This is a genomic window from Paenibacillus sp. FSL W8-0187 (assembly GCF_037969755.1).
Lineage (GTDB): Bacteria > Bacillota > Bacilli > Paenibacillales > Paenibacillaceae > Paenibacillus_AQ.
On record NZ_CP150206.1, the window covers coordinates 3,331,434 to 3,349,819 of the forward strand.

The window sequence follows — 18,386 nt, forward strand, 5'->3', positions numbered from 1 at the left end:
TTCGGGAAACAACGATTGAATCTAAGGAGGTTATTTATGAGAATTAGAAAGGGTGGCAAGTACCAAGTCTTGATGCTTGCAATTTGTTTTATATTGGCATGCTCGGGAGGCGGTGGTGTCGCAGCTGCTTCCGGGGAGAGCAGGCTGGATCAGAAAACGTATGGGACACCGGAAGAAATTCTAGTCCCTAACAACTATACGGTGGCCGTGTTCAACGGTACCACCGGCAAGGAAGAAGGCCGCAACGTGCTTTACGCGACCAGTAAAGGGAAGCCGGGACATCTTAACGTCATTGATCTGGAGGATTATAAACTGCTGCGAAGCATTCCGATCGGACCTTCCGAAAGCTCGTGGGCACACACCACGGCACCGGACGGAACATTGTTCCTTGCGGCTGACGGCGGCGGAGCAAGGCTGTGGAGTTACTCTCCGGTTACTCATGTCCCTGTGCAGGTGGCACAGTTCGACGGACAGTCGGTCCCGAACAGCATCACCACAGATGAACAGGGCCGTGTGTATGTCGGAACCTATCCCGGCGGCAAAGTGTACCAGTACGACCCGGTTACAAAGCAGACAAAAGATTATGGCCGCGTCATCGGCTTGCTTGATCAGGAATATGTGCGCTCCATTGCTTACCAGGGCGGCAATATATATGCCGGTACCGCACATAAGCAGATCGTACGCGTGAATTTAACGACAGGTGAGAAAACGAATATCGCGGCTTCCTTGCCGGTTAAAGAAGACACCGTGTATGACTTGAGCACGATTGATAACCGTTATTTGTTTGCCAGATATACGGACGGAAGCGGCATTCCTGGAGAGGCGTTTATCTACGATACGCAGACGGAAAGCTGGCTGGATGTCGTGCTGGAGAACGTAACGGGACTGCACGCAACGGACTCGCTTGACGGAAAACTGTATTATATGTCCGACAAGAAGCTGAAAACGTTTGATCTTGCCACGCATGAGGTCGAGTTGACCGGCATGGAGTACAACAGCGGATTTCGGGGAGTAGATTGGGTGGAATTTCCGAACAATCCGGAATACCCGGGAAAAAATCTGGTTACCGTTCGATATGACGGCGGTGTTACGATCATGAACATCGAAACCAAACAGGTACACCTGATGCCGCCGGTCATTCCGGGTCTGCCCGGCGTTGTCAACCGGTTGAAGAGCGTATCCGATACGGAGTTGATCACCACCGGCTCACAGGCCCGTTCTTCACTCGTTGATCTTACGGATAAAACGGCGACGCCGTTCAGCATCGGTCAGGCCGATAGCGTTCATGCCGTAGGAAATAAGGTCTATATGGGCGTGTATCCGGAGGGCGGACTCTACGAGTTCGATCTATCGACGGAGCCTGGAATGAACAATCCGAAGAGATTGGCCGTGCTGGGCAACGATCAGGAGAGGCTGGTGGATATCTCCAGTTCTAAAGGCAAATTGTACATTTCGACTATATCGGGTTACGGTACTTTGGGCGGCTCACTGACCGTTTATGATACCGCTACCGGGGAAATAAACGTTTATCGCAACGTCGTCCAGAATCAGAGCGTGCTTAGCACGACGGTTCATGACGGCAAGGTATTCGGCTCCACGACGATACGGGGCGGACTGGGCTCCGAGCCGACCGAGGCGGAAGCGAAGATTTTTGTATGGGATGAGGAAAAACAGCAAAAAATCACCGAGTTCCCGCTCAGGGTTCCGGGATTGGATAAACCGGTATTCATCGGTGATCTTTCCGCCGGTCCGGACGGTTTGATCTGGGGGGCATCCTATGAATACATTTTCGCAATTGATCCTGATACCTATGAAGTCGTGAAAAGCAAAAAAGTGTATCCAAGCTTAAACTTCAGCCAATGGGCGCATCACCCGCTGCGCTGGTCGGAGGATGGGCTGCTCTATGTGCTGTTTAACAACAAATTGACGGTCATTGACCCAGAAACGCTGGAGCATCGGACATTGGCCGACACCTCCAGATTTGATTTACATGCGGATGGGAACCTGTATTTCACGGATATGCAGACCAATACGATCCTGTATCGGATGGAAGTTGACGGAGAGGTTGTTGAAGAACCGCCGCATACGGCAGTACCTGTTAACAATCCGGGCTTCGAAGAGGAATTAAAGGGATGGAGTCCGTTATTCGCTCCCGGTAACGGTTACCGCTATGATCTCAGCACAGAACGCAGTTTCACAGGAACGCACAGCCTGAAGATTACGGACACGCTGAGAACGGCATCCGTTGCCGTTCAGAGTGATCCGATTCCCGTTGTCCCGGGAGAGGAATATACGGCGGGCATGAATCTTTATATTGAATCCGGCCAGCCGGGCTTTATGTTCCGATTCTTTGATAGCAATAACGCGACCATCTCCACCTTGGAAACCCATTTGGATGAATCGCGATTGGCCCAGTGGCAGAAAGTGACGCTCAGAGGCAAAGCTCCAGCCAATGCTGCATACGCTAAACTGATTGCGGTAACCTCCAGATACAATGTGGCAACCGCATATTATGACGATTTCTTTGTTACGGTAAAAGACAGTGCGCCACCAGTCTCAACGGTAAGTCAATCGCCTTCTCCCAACGAGAACGGCTGGGTGAATTCCGATGTGTCGTTGTCTATCTCTGCGGACCGTGCCTATTCTATCGAATACTCCGCGGAAGGGGCACAGCCGATAGAAAAGACCACAGTAAGAGGGAATACGGCTCAGCTTGAAATCACGAAGGAGGGCGTAACGACCGTCACCTATTCCGCTACCAACTTCTCAGGCGTACTTGAGGTTCCCGGGACACTGAAGGTGCAAATCGACAAGACAGCTCCGGTCGTTGAATTCACCGGTGAGCGTACGTACACGGTAACCGACTCCGTATACGTTTCGTGCAGCACCGACGATAGCTTGTCCGGGTTAGCTGAGAATCCATGCCTTCGTCCACTGATTGAACGTCCTGCCTATTTCTTCGAGCCGGGATCCCATGATATTTCCGTAACGGCAATCGATCTGGCGGGAAATAAAACGGAAGCGGTCTTTAGTTTCGAGGTGTCCGTGACTTATGATAGCCTGTCCGTGCTTGCAGAGCATTTTGCCGCAAGTCATCCGGGACTCGCACAATCTCTATCAACTAAACTCCTCAATGCCAAAGAGGCCGATAACAAGGGAGACATCTCTGCAAAGGCAGGCATGCTGAACGCCTTTTCCAATGAAGTCAGCGCACAATCCGGCAAAATATTGACGGGTGAACAAGCAGAATTGCTTGTCAAACTGGCAGGTTACCTGTAAGCAGGCGAAAGCGTTAGTCAAAAACACAATACTTTGCTTTTATATCGTCATCTATATTTTAGAAACAGCCGCGTGAATCTCGCGGCTGTTTTTGTTTTTCGCAAAGACAAGATCCTCATCGCGAGTGGAATGGACTATTTCATAAAGAAATGATGTACCGTCGAAATTTGTCATAACAAATGTACGGTTTATACATCTAAAGTAGCAATTATTCGATGTCATATTGACTGGAAAATAAAACCTAACTAAAATGTGTTATAACAAATAAATGAATACATCAAAAATGTTAATACAAGTAGTTGAGAAGGAGGTGGTGCGTTGCCAAAGCAAGCAGATATTAGTCGCCTAACGTAGCTAATATTTGCTTACGCAATTTGATCGAGAAGAAGGAGGTCATGACAAAGCATGGACGCCCGATTAAACTCGGCATCCCCAAAGCCCGCTCCAAAGTCCAACAAATGGACGCATATTAAAAGGCAGCTTAAGCGAAATATCGGGCTGTACATCATTATCTCGCCGGCGGTGCTTTATTTTTTGATCTGGCATTATTGGCCGATGTACGGCGTTCAGATCGCGTTCAAAGATTTTATGCCTGGCCTTGGCATTTGGAACAGTCCATGGGTCGGATTTGAGCACTTCGAGCGGCTTTTTGACGCTTATTATTTTTGGACGATTCTGAAGAATACCATCGGGATCAGTTTATACGGACTGCTGGTTGGCATTCCCGCTCCAATCTTGCTTGCGCTTTTGTTCAACGAGATTCGAAATCGTAAATTCCGCTCATTCGCCCAAAGCATCTCCTACGCCCCGCACTTCATTTCGGTTGTGGTCGCGGTCGGTATTTTGTTCTTCTTCATCTCGCCAACGAATGGCGTTTTCAACTCCATCCTTGTTTCCCTGGGGAGAGAACCGGTCGATTATCTGGCAGAGCCATCGAAATTCTGGCACCTGTACGTCTGGTCGGGCGTATGGCAAGGAGTTGGCTGGTCTTCACTTATCTATAGCGCTGCCATCTCGGGCATCTCGCCTGACCTGTACGAGGCGGCTTATATGGACGGGGCCAGCAAATTTCGACGAATTTGGCATATTACGATTCCCGGTATCGTTCCAACCATCGTGATCCTGTCCATTCTGAGCGCTGGCGGCATCATGAGTGTCGGCTTTGAGAAAATACTGTTGATGCAAAACCCGATGAACCTGGAAACATCCGAGGTGATCTCCACTTACATGTACAAGAGCGGGCTGCTTAACACCCAGTACAGCTTTTCCGCGGCCGTGGGCTTGTTCAACAATGTGATCAACTTTATCATCCTGATCATCGTCAATGCGGTTGCACGCAAGGCGGGAGAGACCAGCTTATGGTAAAGGCTCGTCCATGCAGGATTAAGGAGGGAACGTAAGAAGTGCTGCTGAACATCAAACGAACGCCTGGAGAAAAGCTGGCCGATATCATCCTTTTAGTGCTGTCCGTCCTCGTGATCATCGCCATTTTGTACCCGCTTCTCTTTGTCTTGTTTGCTTCATTTTCCGATCCGCGCCAAATATGGGACAAGCCACTGCTGCTGTTCCCGGCTGGCTTCAACCTGGACAGTTATGCCAAAGTGTTCGAGAACAGCGAGATCTGGAGAGGGTATGCCAATACGCTCCTGTACGCATTCATCGGGACGGCGATCAATATTATGATGACGGTATTTGGCGCTTATCCGCTCTCCAGAAAGCGCTTTTACGGCAAGGGACTGTTTACGCTGCTGTTTGCTTTTACAATGTTTTTCGGCGGTGGGCTGATCCCTCTTTATTTGGTAAACAAGGAGCTTGGTTTGCTGAATACGATGTGGGCCTTGGTACTGCCTGGTGCGATCAGCGCCTACAACATGATTATTATGCGAACCTACTTCCAGACCCGGATTCCGGTGGAGCTCGAAGAGAGCGCCTACGTTGATGGCTGCAATGATTTTCATATGCTGTACCGAATTGTCCTGCCTTTGTCCATGCCGATCATTGCCGTCATGATCCTGTTTTACGGGGTCGGCCACTGGAACTCTTATTTTGACGCTATGATTTATTTGACGGATCGGCATAAATTTCCGCTGCAGCTGATATTAAGGGAAATACTGGTTCAGAACGACTTCAAGGAAATGGCCGGAATATCGGTCGGTGCCGAATATGCAGATCAGATGATGGTCAAGGAAGGCCTGAAATATGCGATCGTTGTATTATCCGCACTGCCGCTGCTCTTGTTGTATCCGCTGCTGTCGCGTTTCTTTGAGAAAGGCATCATGGTGGGAGCTATCAAAGGGTAAAGCCGATATGGGAGCGGACATTACCGCTTGGAACTCATAATCATGGAAAGAGGGGATATGGATATGAGAAAAGGATTGAATCTTCTGCTTGCCTTAACGATGACATTCTCGCTTACGCTTTCCGCCTGCAGCGGTTCGGGGGGAAAGGCGGAGCCGGAACCAGCCGGAACGGACGGAGATCCCGGCAGTATCAAGTTAAGGATCGTCAAGCGCGGGTATACCGATGTGCATCCTCCGGCCGATCAATTATGGATGTGGCAAAAATACGAAGAAATGTCCGGCATTCAAGTCGAATTTGAAGAGTTGGCGGGCTCCGCCGTGACCGAAAGGAAAAATGTCATGCTCGGCTCCAACGACCTGCCAGATGCATTCTATCGCATTGCTTTCGGCACCGACGAGCTGATGAAATACGGCAAACAGGGCTTGTTTGTTCCGCTCGAGGACCTGATTGAACAGCATGCGCCGAATTTGAACAAGCTGCTGAAGGACAATCCCGACATCAGGGGAGCAATCACGATGTCGGAAGGACATATTTATGCCCTGCCTTACGTTGATTTCTCGAAAGCGTTTAATTCCGTTCGTTTATATATCCACAAGGGTTGGCTCGATGAAGCGGGACTTGAGGTTCCGAAGACGACCGAGGAGTTTCGCCAGGCGCTGAAAAAGGTGCGGGAGAAGGACAGCTCGCGTCTGGGCTGGGTGCTCGAGTCTTCCTATTGGACCTTCCTGGAGAGCTTCCTGGCTGGCAGCTTCGGTATGGGAGAAGGCGGTGCCAAGGCATTCGGTCAATATCTATATAAAGACGCGGACGGACAGGTCAAGACGACGTTTAATGATCCGAAGTACAGAGAACTGCTCCGCTACATGAGCGATCTGTATAAGGACGGGTCGCTGGCCCAGCAAAATTTCACGACAGGCTACGATTATGCGAAGTGGTCTACGGACGGTTCCAACAATCTGATTGGTTCGTTTGTATGGGAAGGTCCGGGATATATCGGGAAGGATGCAGCTGAAAACTATGTGGGCATTCATGCCCTGGAAGGGCCGAACGGGGACAAGGTCGCAGGGGTGTTGGGGCCGCCGGCTAAAGGAATCTTCGGTTTCGTGATCACTAACAAAAACAAATACCCGGTTGAAACCATCAAGTGGATCGATTACTTCTATGGGGAGGAAGGGATTAACTTTGCCACCTTTGGACTTGAGGGAGAAACCTACGACTTGGTCGACGGCAAACCGAAATACAAGGACGAGATTTTAAACTACAAGGGCGGTGTACAGCTGGGCGCTTTCCAGTATGTCGATAACGTGTATGGTGCTTATTATCCATATGTTGAGCCTGACGACGATTTGCGGATGGCGGCGCGCGGGACGACGGTGGCTGACGAAATCAAAGCGGATCCTGCAGAGCTTGATGAGCTTGCGCCCAAAGAGCTTTGGCCGGATTTTGTTCCAACGGATGACGAAGCCAATCAAACCAGCGCGATCTTGACCGACATTAATAAGTATATCGAGGAGATGCGGGTGAAATTCGTTACGGGGAAAGCGAACCTGGACACCGACTGGGATAACTACGTAAAGACCCTGGACAAAATGGGCGCCCAGCGCTATCTGGAAATTAAAAAAGCGCAGTATGAACGTTATTCAAATGTAAAGTAATCGAAATGGTGCAAAGAACGGATGAAAGGAGCGGTTTACATGCCAATGATGCAAACGCTATAATTTTAGTACGACAAGATTAACACTGGAAAATAGATAAAGATGGGATGAGAACCAAGTTGACCAAAGACAATAAACCTCCGCTGTACCGCGTGATTATGGACGAGCTGAAATCGCAAATCTCTTCGGGCCACTACCCTCCTGAAGCCCAGCTTCCCACGGAGGCCGAGCTGAGCTCCACCTTCGGCGTGAGCCGTATTACAACAAGAAGAGCACTCGAGGAGCTGGAGCGGGACGGGTTTATCTACCGCATCAAGGGAAGCGGCAGCTTTGTCAAACCCCGGCAACGTGGACAGGAGCAGCGGTCGGTTGGAACGGAAAAAATGATATCGCTTATCCTGCCTTCCGAAGACGACCGCGGTACGATGGGATATATTCGCGGAGCTTCGGACTGGCTCAACGCGAACGGCTACTATTTGAGCATTCACCAAAGTGATTATGATTCCCAGAAAGAACGGGATTTGCTGGAAATGCTGACCCGAAAGGGCATCGCGGCCATCATATTGTATCCGCGGAACGATCAGACGAACTACGACATTCTGCATCGACTATGCCTTGAAGATTATCCGATCGTAACCATCGACAAATATTTTGACAGTCTGCCGCTAGGGGCGGTGGTTTCCGACAATTTCAATGGGTCCTATCAAGCCGTATCAAGATTGATTGAGCTCGGTCATCGAAAGATTGCGTTTCTAACAGCGGTCAGCATTGAATCGACCTCTTCGGTGCGAAACCGTTATTTCGGATACTGCCAAGCGCTGAAGGACCATGGGCTTCCCGTCGATAGCCGTTATATCAGGCTGAATATGAAGGATTATCGAGAGAAGGTTGGCTTTGAGCGATTTTATAATGAACTGCTGGACTCTTACCGTGCAGAAGAGGTAACGGCTGTTCAGACGGAGAATGATCTGATCGCGGCCAACTTGCTGAACCGCTGTTTGGAACGAGGGATCCGCATTCCGGAGGATATTTCGATCATAGGCTTTGATAATAACCCTGTCACAGAGCATGTCATGATCCCGCTGACCACCGTTGAGCAGAATTTTTACGAGATTGGACGCCAAGCAGCAGAACATGTTGTAAACTGGTTGGAGAGAGGGAAACAGACACCGGACCGGACACTGATCCCCGTCAAGTTAGTAGAGCGTGATACGACCGCACCTGCTCCGAAAGGGAAAGTCACAGAGTAGATATGATATGAAAGCATCATATGAAGGCTGATTGCCATGCAGGACTTCTTACCTGCGGCAATCAGCCTTTTTATAGACATGTAAAAGTTGAGTATAAAAATTCTCTACTTACTCAAACACTCCGCAAGGATGGTACATTGTTTAGAGGAAGGTTTTCGATAAGCGATGTCCATTAGAAGGTTGAGTCGTTTATCCCTCCGGACACGTAAACATGACACCAAGCGAACCAAGACCTGAAGGGAGGTGAATTACATGTGTACAATTCATATGCTGGTCGGGATACCCGGCAGCGGAAAAAGCTATCATGCCAAACAACTATGCAAAAGCCAGCGGGCCGTCATCGTTGCGACGGACTCGATCCGTGAAAGATTGTTCGGCAGCGAATCCAAACAGAAAAATACGTATCTGGTATTTGACGAAGCTTTCGCCGAGATCGAACAGGCGCTTGCGTTCGGACGAAATGTCGTTTTTGATGCCACCAATGTCAGCCGGGAGCGGAGACAGAAGTTCCTGAAGCGATTTGGCGATAGATCAGTGGAGTGCCATATCTGCACAACCCCATACGAAGTGGCTCTGGAACGAGTCAAGGGACGAAAACGCCGGCTTGATGAGAAGGTCATGACGAAATTTGCCAAAAATCTTGAATTCCCTGTAAGGGGAGAAGGATTCAGTGAACTGCATCTCGTTCATGAGCAGGGCGAAACTCAGCTTACAAGAGAAGAACTGGAAGCGCTGCTAACACGCAAACCGGGTCATGATGAGTTATTTGGATATTTATCCCAATCCCCCTATTTCAACGTGATGCTGGGATATGATCAGGAGAATCCGTTTCATTCCAAAACGTTGTCGGAGCACACGTTTGCCGTGCTGGAATATATCAATGCTTTCTATGAAGGCGAGTATTTGCTTGCTATGCAATTAGCAGCGCTGCTCCATGACGCGGGTAAGCCGTTTTGCAAAGTATGGAAGCAAGCAAGAGGTTATTATTCCTATTATGGGCATGAGCATGTATCGGCAAGCATAACCTGCCATACATTGAAGGACCTCGGATATGATGATGCATTTATTCAGCACGTCGTTCAACTTGTAAGCTTTCATATGGAAATTTTGCATGGAGGGGATGCCGGGGCATCCAAGATCTATCATTTGTTAGGCGAAGATATGCTGGCCGAGCTATATTTCTTCGCAGAAGCCGACACTTTCGGCAAATAAAGAGGTGAACAACGATGAAAATGAAATATCCCAAAACGATGCATTTGCCCTGGTCCAGAGGTTATACGGATGACGATAAGATTTTACGGAGTACTGATCATTTTACGGGGCAGGAAGTTGTCATTACCGAGAAAATGGACGGGGAGAACACCACGATGTACCCCAATTACATCCATGCCAGATCTCTGGACAGCAAGGATCATCCTTCGCGTCATTATGTGAAGACGCTGCATGGTGGCATCCAGTTTTTGATTCCGGAAGGATATCGTCTCTGCGGGGAAAACGTATACGCCAAGCATTCACTTTCGTATTCGGCGCTGCCTGCCTATTACATGCTGTTTTCGGTGTGGAATGAGTATAATGTTTGCCTGTCATGGGACGAGACGGAGGCTTGGGCGGAACGTCTGGGACTTCTAACGGTTCCTGTCTTGTACCGGGGAATCTGGGACGAGGCTGCTGCCAAAGCTTGTTATACGAAGCGGTCAAACTGCGGAGGGGAGCAGGAAGGTTATGTGGTTCGGCTGGCTTCCTCATTCGCTTATGGCGATTTTAAGCGCAGCGTTGCCAAGTTTGTGCGCAAGAATCACGTACAAACCGATGAGCATTGGCTAAGCAAACCGATCGAACCGAATCGCTTGGCTTCTGGGAATAAACAGTAAGAATGAATAATTACCGATGATTTTTAGAAAACGAGGTGTTGATCATGTAATTCTAAGTTGCTATTTATATGAGATGATGTGAATACTTAGACACGAGCTGCCGCTGAAATCGGGGCTTTTTTTATTGATTTTTGTACATACTGATTACCATATTTTGTTAGTTCAAGTATAATGGACCTATACATAAGGATGAAAAACAGAACCATCTTGAAGATAGGAGATATAAGATGAATAAGAAAAGGATGTTTCAAGTTTCTGCTCTGTCAGGGGGCAGATTGATGATTTCGATGTTGATTTTAATCGCTATTCTTCTTGGCAACATAATAAGAGGCCATGAAGAAAAGGACATCTTTTATTATGTATGGATTGTATGGTTGGTTCTTTGCTCCGCCGTATTCGTCATCATCGTATATAGAACGTATGTGATGAAACCGGGCTTGATGGAAATGGATCAAGACGGAATTGTTATAAACGGTACAGAAATAAATGCTGAAGCTGTAGCGTGTTTATTGATCAACGATGACAAGAAGCGGGTAATCGGGATCAAGCCAAAAGGGCGTAAATTAGTCCCCTTAAAGCTATGTTTTACGTTCGCTGAGGAGCAGACTGAAGCCATCAGGCAGCTGGAAACATGGGCACAAGAACATCATGTGAAGATATCAAAGAGATTTTTTATGAGATGGATGTAGAGGAATTTGTGGAAGTAGAGCGAGTAGTGGATGTTAGGATTATCGATCCCCCGCAGGATAACCGCCGCTGTGTGTGCCCCAAGTATTATCCAGCTCTATTCAAGTGAGCAGAATGAATATTTAAGTTTATTACACCTAAAGGAGGAGTGGAAATATATACGCGAAACCAGGCGTCTAAAATATTAAAACAAGAAAGCAATCAAGAAGAAATGTCACGAAGATGGATCAGCTATAATGTAATCAGGTGTTTAGACCATGAATTTCATTATGGGGAGAGACAATCATGAATAATATGTACAATCATTTGGATATGACCCGAATATTAAACCGAATCGACACATTAAGCTCTCGAGCACAGCCGTTATGGGGAAAAATGGATGTTGCCCAAATGCTGTCTCACTGCTCCGCGTTCCAAGACATAGCCATGGGCATCACAAACCCGCCAAGAGGCTGGTTAGGTAGGTTGGTAGGGAATTTCGCGAAGCCCATTTTTTATAATGACAAACCGTTACCCCGCAATATGTCTACCATTCCGGATATTATGATTGTGGATGCAAGAGAATTTGAAACGGAAAGAGCACGATTGAAAGAAAAAATCATAGCGTTCCAAAAGAACGGACCTGAGAGATGTACCACGAAACCCCATTCATTCTTCGGTAAACTGACCCCGGAGCAATGGGGAAAAGGGTTATACAAGCATCTGGACCATCATCTAAAACAGTTTAGCGCTTAAGTCTCAAGAAACCGCAGACTCGCGGTATCTTTAATTCCTTACGGTTCTATTCATATCCTACAGCTTTATATGAAGGCATGCGACTTAAGATGGTATATACTATCTAATTGAGGTGAGTGGAGTGTATTCATACAAAGAGATCAGCTTACAGAGAGATGGGAACCGTAATTCCGTAACACATAAAGACGAAACTTATTCGATCGGACAAGTTGCTGCATTGTTGGGGTCTACTGTAAAAACGGTCCGTTACTATGACAAGATCGGGTTGCTTAAGCCCTCAAATTACACCGAGGGAGGGCACCGGCTGTATGCGAAGGATGATATTTGGCGTTTACAACTCATTACAACGCTGCGCTTTCTAGATTTCGAAATTGATGATATACGCAGGCTCATAGCTGGCGAAATCGAAATTGCTTCAGCCTTGGATTGGCAGATTGAGTCCTTGGAGGCGCAAGTTAGCACTCTGACGAGTATGATCTCGATTTTGCGTCAAGCGAAGACACACGACGAGGATTCGTTAGATTATATTCAAGACTTGGTCAAGACACGGACAACCAATAGTGAGAAGCGGAATCAATTTATGATGGATAAATTGGAGGATTCCAAATTTCTGGATGGAGTCCCTCAGGAATGGAGAAGATCATTTCTCTATTTCTTTAATAAATGTATTGTTAATCAAGTCAAAATAACGGCTAAACAAGCGTTTGTCTGGGATGAATTACAGGCGTTAATTAACGATCCCCAGTTTATTCCGGACCTGGTCCAAGATGAATTTCTTTTTTTCAACATGGTCAACCAGCCAAGATGGGGTGCCTCCGTATGGCCCAAGAAGATTGAGGATATCCAAAACCGGCTGAATACAGCCTTGGAGCGCAACCTTCCAGCTGGTAGTCCTTTCGTGCAATCCATCGTCGAGAATGCGGCCATGCTGTATGCAAACGCCGAACAGTCGATGAACCAAGAGGATGTTTTCCGTTACTTTGCGGAATATGCGAAAAGCCCTAGAACTGAACGTATTAAACGGTTCAATACATTGTGCGCAATATTAAGCCCGGAATACCGCTTGTTCTCAAAAGGGAACAACTTACTGCTTCAAGGCATCGAATGGAGGCTCGGACATATGTGACCACGCATTACTGAAAAAATAACCGGGGCGATAACGCCCCGGCTAAGAAGTTAAATGCATCCTTGGAATTCAGTCTGCGCCTTTCTGCAGTGAAAACGAAGAATGCTCTCCAATATTTTGTTCCATTAATTTAAACGGCTGCTGCTTTAAATAATGGTTAAAGAAATCTAGACTGAATTCGTTTATCAGGCGATGTGCATTTCGCACATCAACACCTTCCATCCATGCTAGCACAGGTGAAAGCAAGTACGTATCAGAGAAGCCCATGTGCTTCATATTTTTTATCTTCATCCAATAGTTCTCACCCGATGCCACGGAATTGTATCGTGATAACACTTCATCAAAGAACTTGTCCAGTTCCTCTCTTGTTGTTCCTTGGGAAGCGATATTCTCATCGCTCATATTGGCTGTTCCTGCTAGTGTGTCGTCAGCGCTCATCATCAGGAACGGTCTCTTCACTCCATCCTCCGGAAGCCGTTGTTCTCCGAATAATCCACCGTCCATGTTGATGGCAGCTTTCAGTCTGGGATCCTTCAACAGGGTTTGAACGGCAGTCGCCCCACCATAGGAGTGACCAAACATGCCCATGTTGTCCGTATCCATACGGCCTGTAAACCGATGATCCGGATCATTCACCGCGATCTTCTCAACCTGATCGATTACAAACATCGTATCTTCCACCCAGACCTTATTTAATTGATCTAAGTATTCGTACCCGCTATCCTCCAGAGGAGAAAAATTTACAACACGACCATCAGGGAATACGGAAGTGGTGCTATAGTACGTGTGATCAATGCCGATTACGATATATCCATGACTGGCCAACTCTTCAATCTGGAAGGTGTTTTGGTTCTTAACTCCATTGAATCCATGCGAGAATAGGAGAACCGGGTAGGTAGTTTCCTTATTCGATAGTTCTGCACCTTTGATCGCATGCGTTTTAATCAGTCCAAGGTTTTTAAACAACTGCTTAGGCATATGGAGCGCTTGGCTGTATCCATCTTCGAAAATATCGGGGTGTGCGACATATGGCGCTTGTTTGCCTTTCGCCGAAGGATTGGCCGGATACCAGATTTGTACCATTAACTCACGTTTATCGTCAGGTGTCGGCGTATTTGTTTCCTCACGCAGCTCATCTTTCCAATCATAAGTCACCGTTCCTATTTTATAGGGCCCCGTCGGCTTTTCAAATTTAAATACTGGAAGCAGGAGAGGCAGTGTCACCGCAATAGTAGAATACAGCACGGCCAGTGCAGCAATCAACGTGGTTTTAAATGGGAAGGCCTTCTTTTTGACTTTCTTTGATTTGGGAATGTACCTTAAGGCCAACACCATGATCGGGATAAACGTCATTGCATAGGCGGGGATCATTTGCCAACGCATTCCTTCGATAAGAATGTGCGCTAGCAGGAGTACGGCAGATATACCGAAACCAAAGATCAGATGTCGCTGCGGCTTGTTCCGAGCAAAGATCAACCAACCTAGCATAATCAGATTAAAGATGACAAACCACATTTCCAAAGTTCTCATAACAATGAAACCTCCTCAATTTCTGTTCTTGCTGTTTTTACAATGTAAGTATAAAACCTCCCCTAAGGGTACATTCAACAACAAAAAAATGAGCGTATGTATACGGTGCATTTAAGGAGTAAGAAGGAGGTAGGTTTTGTTAATACTTTGATATGATTGAACTAGAAAGCAGTGGGGGGGGTCGTGTTTTCGGTTTTAGCTAACCGCTGATACTGAAAGAGAAATGAGATATGCAGTTATGATGCGTTAAAAAACCGTAGAGCCAGCACACAACGAAGTGGTTGGCTCTACGGGGGTGGAAGGTGTTGCTGCAGATTATGTATTTTTCGTTATAACCAATCCTCGTATTTCTCCATCGTAAATTCGCCTTCCAGCTCCAACCGGGTATCCGGTTTACTGCCGTCATAATAGTCGACGTCCATCGTTGATCCGGTCCAATATACGTAAAATACGCCATTTCCTCTATACTCAATGCGTCCCCGGTTATCATTTACCTCCTGGTGCTCAAAATAATACAGTCTTGCATCCAGGCTTCTGGAGTTCTCGTTATAACCATGGGCTATCGCAAATTGCAGCGGTGCAAACTCATCTAGTTTTAACGTATCTAGATAAATCGTAAGCTCCGCGTCCGGATTGTTCAGTAATTCATCCGAATCCGGTAAACACTGGAGCGGCTCGGGATCCGTCTCCGTCTCAAACCAGAGCATGATTTGCGGCCGTTCATTGACTTGGGTTCGGGTGGCATAGGCTTTGGATTCGACCAAAGCGTGTTTTTCGGTTCCGTTATAACGGATTAAAGTTAAAGTCCCTGTCATGCGAATCTCCTTATCTATTTTTCCTTAAGCACATTGAACCCTTGCACCTACCGGTTTCATGCCTTGTATCGTTACGGTCTAATTGGCCGTCCAGACATCTTTACTGAAGCGATAAATATTCCAGCAGGGCATCCATTTGCTCGCTTCCCAAAAGATCAGTCAGTGATGGCATCACATGGGCGAGAAAATCCGGTTTTGTCTCATAAGTTTCTTCGTCGCTGGTTTCACCCTGGAAAAGCAGAGCTCCTTCAATAAGAATGGACAGCGCGTGAAAGCAATCCGCAAGCGAATTCGCGACCAGTTTAGGCTCGCCACCTTCAAATGCGGCGTATACGGGTGAACCACTGGCTTGGACGTCAACGATCAGGGGATCATCATTCACATTGGCAATCACGACGTGATGAGCTGGCCAAATGCTCGATTCTACGGTTTCACCCTCGTCGCTAATCCAGCGATAGCCCATTTGCTGCCGGACCAGATGCTCAGGAGACACAAAGTAGATGACAGCCGATTCTCCGATCTCAACCGCCGCGTTCTTCATTTTATGGGTTCCTTCGGCCTTAGCGTCAACCATCTCATAATGGCTGTATAGATAACTAAGCTCAGGAGACAGTGTTATGCGCTCATCTACAGTCGGCAGTTGAACTTCGGACCGCTGTCGTATTTCATGATCGGTGAAGAGCCCGAAATCTCGATTATATAAATCCTGTTGTTCTATGAATCTAGTTAAAGCCTCTTCCAGTTCCAGCATTTATTTCATCCCTTCCAGCATATTAACCGAATTATAACATGCCAAGTCACCGTGGTTAAGCATGGGGAATTCAAACTCAGGAATGAGATATGGTAGAGTATCCCTTATGGAGAGAATCTATGAAACGACTGAAGATGATATAACGGATGCTTAGGATGGTGTGTTATGAATTGGAACTATTCGGAAAGCGATGAAGCCTATGAGGCCATAGAGCGATATTGGAATCGTCTGTTTGTTAAAATACTGGGCGTTCATGACGCTGATGATTGGATTACGCCTTACTATAAACACCAGTTTGCGGATGGTACCCCGATGAGGGACGCTAATCCAATATTTTCGGCGTCCGGATGAACGATTTGACAATACAAGGTACACCCGAACTTCAAAGCGGTGATGGATTGGCTTGGCATAACGGTTCCCGTAGGAAATATCTATGAGCGGTAACATTGGTCTGAGAGATCATTCCTGATGATCCGCCTCTAAGGCCCATTTCGCTCGATAAGCGGCAGGGGGAATACCTTTGAACTTGGTGAACAGCCTTGTGAAGTAATGAACGGATGAGAACCCGGTTCGCTCTGCAATCACCTTGATGGGATCACGGGTATGCTGGAGCATTAACTCGGCCGCCCGGATGCGTTCGGTGCGAACCATGGAGGAAAAGGATTCATGAATGCTTTCCGCAAACAATCGGGATAAGTGCCGCTCGGACATATTCAGGTAAGCCGCCAGTTCGGGTAGTGACACAGACCTGCTGAGGTTGTCTCTTATGTACAATTTTGCCTTTTGAATGAGTTGTAACGCGGATGAAAAGAGAGGCGTGCTTTCGAAGCTGCCGGAAGCCCCGAGCAGGACAGGTAAGGACTGGAGGAGTGCATGTGCTAGCTTGGGCAAGAGCGATGCAGGCACCGATGCCACGGGTTCTGAGCGCATCAGCATGGATTTCCATATTTGGATGGCAGGCGAATCGCCCGCATGCTCGGTCCAAACGGCACATCGATGAAGAGCCTCTTCGTATTTCACTGTTACTTCTTGGGCAAACGGTCTCTCCATCGCTTCAAACGCGACGAATAACAGATTCAGACTGTCTACGTCTTTGATCTGATGTAACCGACCTGGGCGCGTACAGAAGGCGACCCCCTCATATAAGGGATAAGTCTGATCTCCGTCCATATATACACCGGTTCCACCGTCCACATAACAAATCTCATAGAATGAATGGCGGTGTAAGGAATTGGCCGTCAAATGCCGGACACTCCCCCAGTAATAGACGAGGAATGAGAGGCTTTCACCTTCAAGTCGTCCAGCATAACGATTAAGACGTTCCTCGCTTTTGCTCCATTGATACAAGGCATTAGCAGCTCCTTTGGCGTGATATTGCAAAACGTCGTCATCTTCGTGCAAATACGATTTCGCTTGCCCTTACTATAATGAACTCAGATAAACCATAACATATCGAGAGGGTGCAAGGTGATGATGGACGAGAAGGAAATGCAATTTTACAAAGACAATGGGTACCTGCTGGTTCGAGGCGTTTATAATCAACAGGAAGTAGAGGATATGAGAGCGGCGGTTGATGGGATCATCCAAAGGGCGGCACGAACCAAATTGGATCAAAACCATGCCTGGCAAGGCGACTTCCTGCCGCCTGAGCAGCTTAAGAAGCTGGTTCTGAAAGGCTTTCACGATGTGCACTACCATGATGCCGCGTTCATGAGAGCCGCAATCCATTCCCGAATGACAGAAGTGTTGAACGGAATCATCGGTCCGAACGTGCAACTGCATCACTCGAAAATGCTGGTGAAGCCTCCTGCTAACGGGGCCGCGTTTCCCATGCATCAAGATTATCCATATTTCCCTCATCGCGATCACACCATGTTAGCCGCCAGCGTTCATCTGGACGATGCCGATATGGAGAACGGCTGCCTATGCGTTGTGCCAGGATCCCATAAACAGGGCGTTTTGCCGCATATCGGCGCTTATTATTTGAACCACATGGAGTATCCCTTATCCTCGGGAACCCCGTGCCCGGCCAAGGCGGGCGATGTGCTTTTCTTTAATTACCTGACCATTCATGGCTCGGACGTGAACCGGAGCGACCGTACGCGGAGAAACATCCTGTTCCAATATCGTGACGCTGCGGATGTGCCTACCGCGGATGTTCATTTCGATTGGGGAATGGGCTTAATGGTAAGCGGAACGAATCCGGATTTCAACAACGTGAAACCAAAATATGAAATTATCCGTTCGAAATGATCACGCAGTCGGATCCCTATGCTGAATTATAAGCCTGACTAAGCCCCTCAGCGGGGCTTTTTTCTATGCCTGGAACTTGTGCCTTGTCATGTTCACACCTAACAATGTAAAAATAATTCGTTGTAATGTCGGC

The 18,386-nt window shown here is 47.5% G+C and carries 16 protein-coding genes; 12 read left to right on the forward strand and 4 right to left on the reverse strand.

Translation table 11 applies throughout. From position 1 onward, the window contains the following. Positions 1-36: 36 nt before the first annotated feature. From MKY48_RS15045 to MKY48_RS15090, 10 genes are all read left to right on the forward strand, one after another. Positions 37-3,279 carry a hypothetical protein gene (locus tag MKY48_RS15045; protein ID WP_339272971.1) on the forward strand — a complete coding sequence of 1,081 codons (3,243 nt, stop codon included), beginning with the start codon at positions 37-39 and terminating at the stop codon, positions 3,277-3,279. 405 nt (positions 3,280-3,684) lie between these two features. Beyond that, on the forward strand, positions 3,685-4,644 hold the full coding sequence (locus MKY48_RS15050) for an ABC transporter permease subunit (protein ID WP_339272973.1): 960 nt from the start codon (positions 3,685-3,687) through the stop codon (positions 4,642-4,644). A gap of 38 nt (positions 4,645-4,682) precedes the next feature. After that, positions 4,683-5,579, forward strand: a complete 897-nt coding sequence (locus MKY48_RS15055; protein WP_339272975.1) for a carbohydrate ABC transporter permease — start codon at positions 4,683-4,685, stop codon at positions 5,577-5,579. A gap of 63 nt (positions 5,580-5,642) precedes the next feature. Beyond that, complete coding sequence (locus MKY48_RS15060; RefSeq protein WP_339293316.1) at positions 5,643-7,235, forward strand: ABC transporter substrate-binding protein; 1,593 nt, start codon at positions 5,643-5,645, stop codon at positions 7,233-7,235. Positions 7,236-7,354: 119 nt separating this feature from the next. After that, complete coding sequence (locus tag MKY48_RS15065; protein ID WP_339272978.1) at positions 7,355-8,485, forward strand: GntR family transcriptional regulator; 1,131 nt, start codon at positions 7,355-7,357, stop codon at positions 8,483-8,485. Positions 8,486-8,737: 252 nt separating this feature from the next. Further along, positions 8,738-9,697 carry an AAA family ATPase gene (locus tag MKY48_RS15070; RefSeq protein ID WP_339272980.1) on the forward strand — a complete coding sequence of 320 codons (960 nt, stop codon included), beginning with the start codon at positions 8,738-8,740 and terminating at the stop codon, positions 9,695-9,697. Positions 9,698-9,711: 14 nt separating this feature from the next. Beyond that, positions 9,712-10,356: an RNA ligase family protein gene (locus MKY48_RS15075; protein ID WP_339272982.1), complete on the forward strand. Its 645-nt coding sequence runs from the start codon at positions 9,712-9,714 to the stop codon at positions 10,354-10,356. A gap of 227 nt (positions 10,357-10,583) precedes the next feature. Next, a complete protein-coding gene (locus MKY48_RS15080; protein ID WP_339293317.1) occupies positions 10,584-11,045 on the forward strand; it encodes a hypothetical protein in 462 nt (153 codons plus the stop codon). A gap of 283 nt (positions 11,046-11,328) precedes the next feature. After that, positions 11,329-11,778, forward strand: a complete 450-nt coding sequence (locus tag MKY48_RS15085) for a DUF1569 domain-containing protein (protein WP_339272986.1) — start codon at positions 11,329-11,331, stop codon at positions 11,776-11,778. A gap of 121 nt (positions 11,779-11,899) precedes the next feature. Further along, complete coding sequence (locus tag MKY48_RS15090; protein WP_339272988.1) at positions 11,900-12,904, forward strand: MerR family transcriptional regulator; 1,005 nt, start codon at positions 11,900-11,902, stop codon at positions 12,902-12,904. Between the two features lie 69 nt (positions 12,905-12,973). Here the strand turns inward: MKY48_RS15090 and MKY48_RS15095 are convergent, their stop codons facing one another. The 3 genes from MKY48_RS15095 to MKY48_RS15105 form a co-directional block, all read right to left on the reverse strand. Beyond that, positions 12,974-14,434 (reverse strand): alpha/beta fold hydrolase, encoded by a 1,461-nt coding sequence (locus MKY48_RS15095; RefSeq protein WP_339272990.1) that lies wholly within the window; start codon positions 14,432-14,434, stop codon positions 12,974-12,976. Between the two features lie 329 nt (positions 14,435-14,763). Continuing rightward, positions 14,764-15,249 (reverse strand): hypothetical protein, encoded by a 486-nt coding sequence (locus MKY48_RS15100; RefSeq protein WP_076323284.1) that lies wholly within the window; start codon positions 15,247-15,249, stop codon positions 14,764-14,766. Between the two features lie 100 nt (positions 15,250-15,349). Beyond that, a complete protein-coding gene (locus tag MKY48_RS15105) occupies positions 15,350-16,000 on the reverse strand; it encodes a hypothetical protein (protein ID WP_339272993.1) in 651 nt (216 codons plus the stop codon). A gap of 165 nt (positions 16,001-16,165) precedes the next feature. On the opposite strand from MKY48_RS15105, the gene MKY48_RS15110 reads away from it, so the two are divergent. Further along, positions 16,166-16,351, forward strand: a complete 186-nt coding sequence (locus tag MKY48_RS15110) for a hypothetical protein (protein ID WP_339272995.1) — start codon at positions 16,166-16,168, stop codon at positions 16,349-16,351. A gap of 108 nt (positions 16,352-16,459) precedes the next feature. On the opposite strand, the gene MKY48_RS15115 is transcribed toward MKY48_RS15110, so the two are convergent. Further along, entirely contained in the window at positions 16,460-17,347 is an 888-nt protein-coding gene (locus MKY48_RS15115; protein WP_339272997.1) for an AraC family transcriptional regulator, read from the reverse strand. 123 nt (positions 17,348-17,470) lie between these two features. Between MKY48_RS15115 and MKY48_RS15120 the strand changes: the two genes are divergently transcribed. Next, positions 17,471-18,253 carry a phytanoyl-CoA dioxygenase family protein gene (locus MKY48_RS15120; protein WP_339272999.1) on the forward strand — a complete coding sequence of 261 codons (783 nt, stop codon included), beginning with the start codon at positions 17,471-17,473 and terminating at the stop codon, positions 18,251-18,253. Positions 18,254-18,386 lie beyond the last annotated feature (133 nt).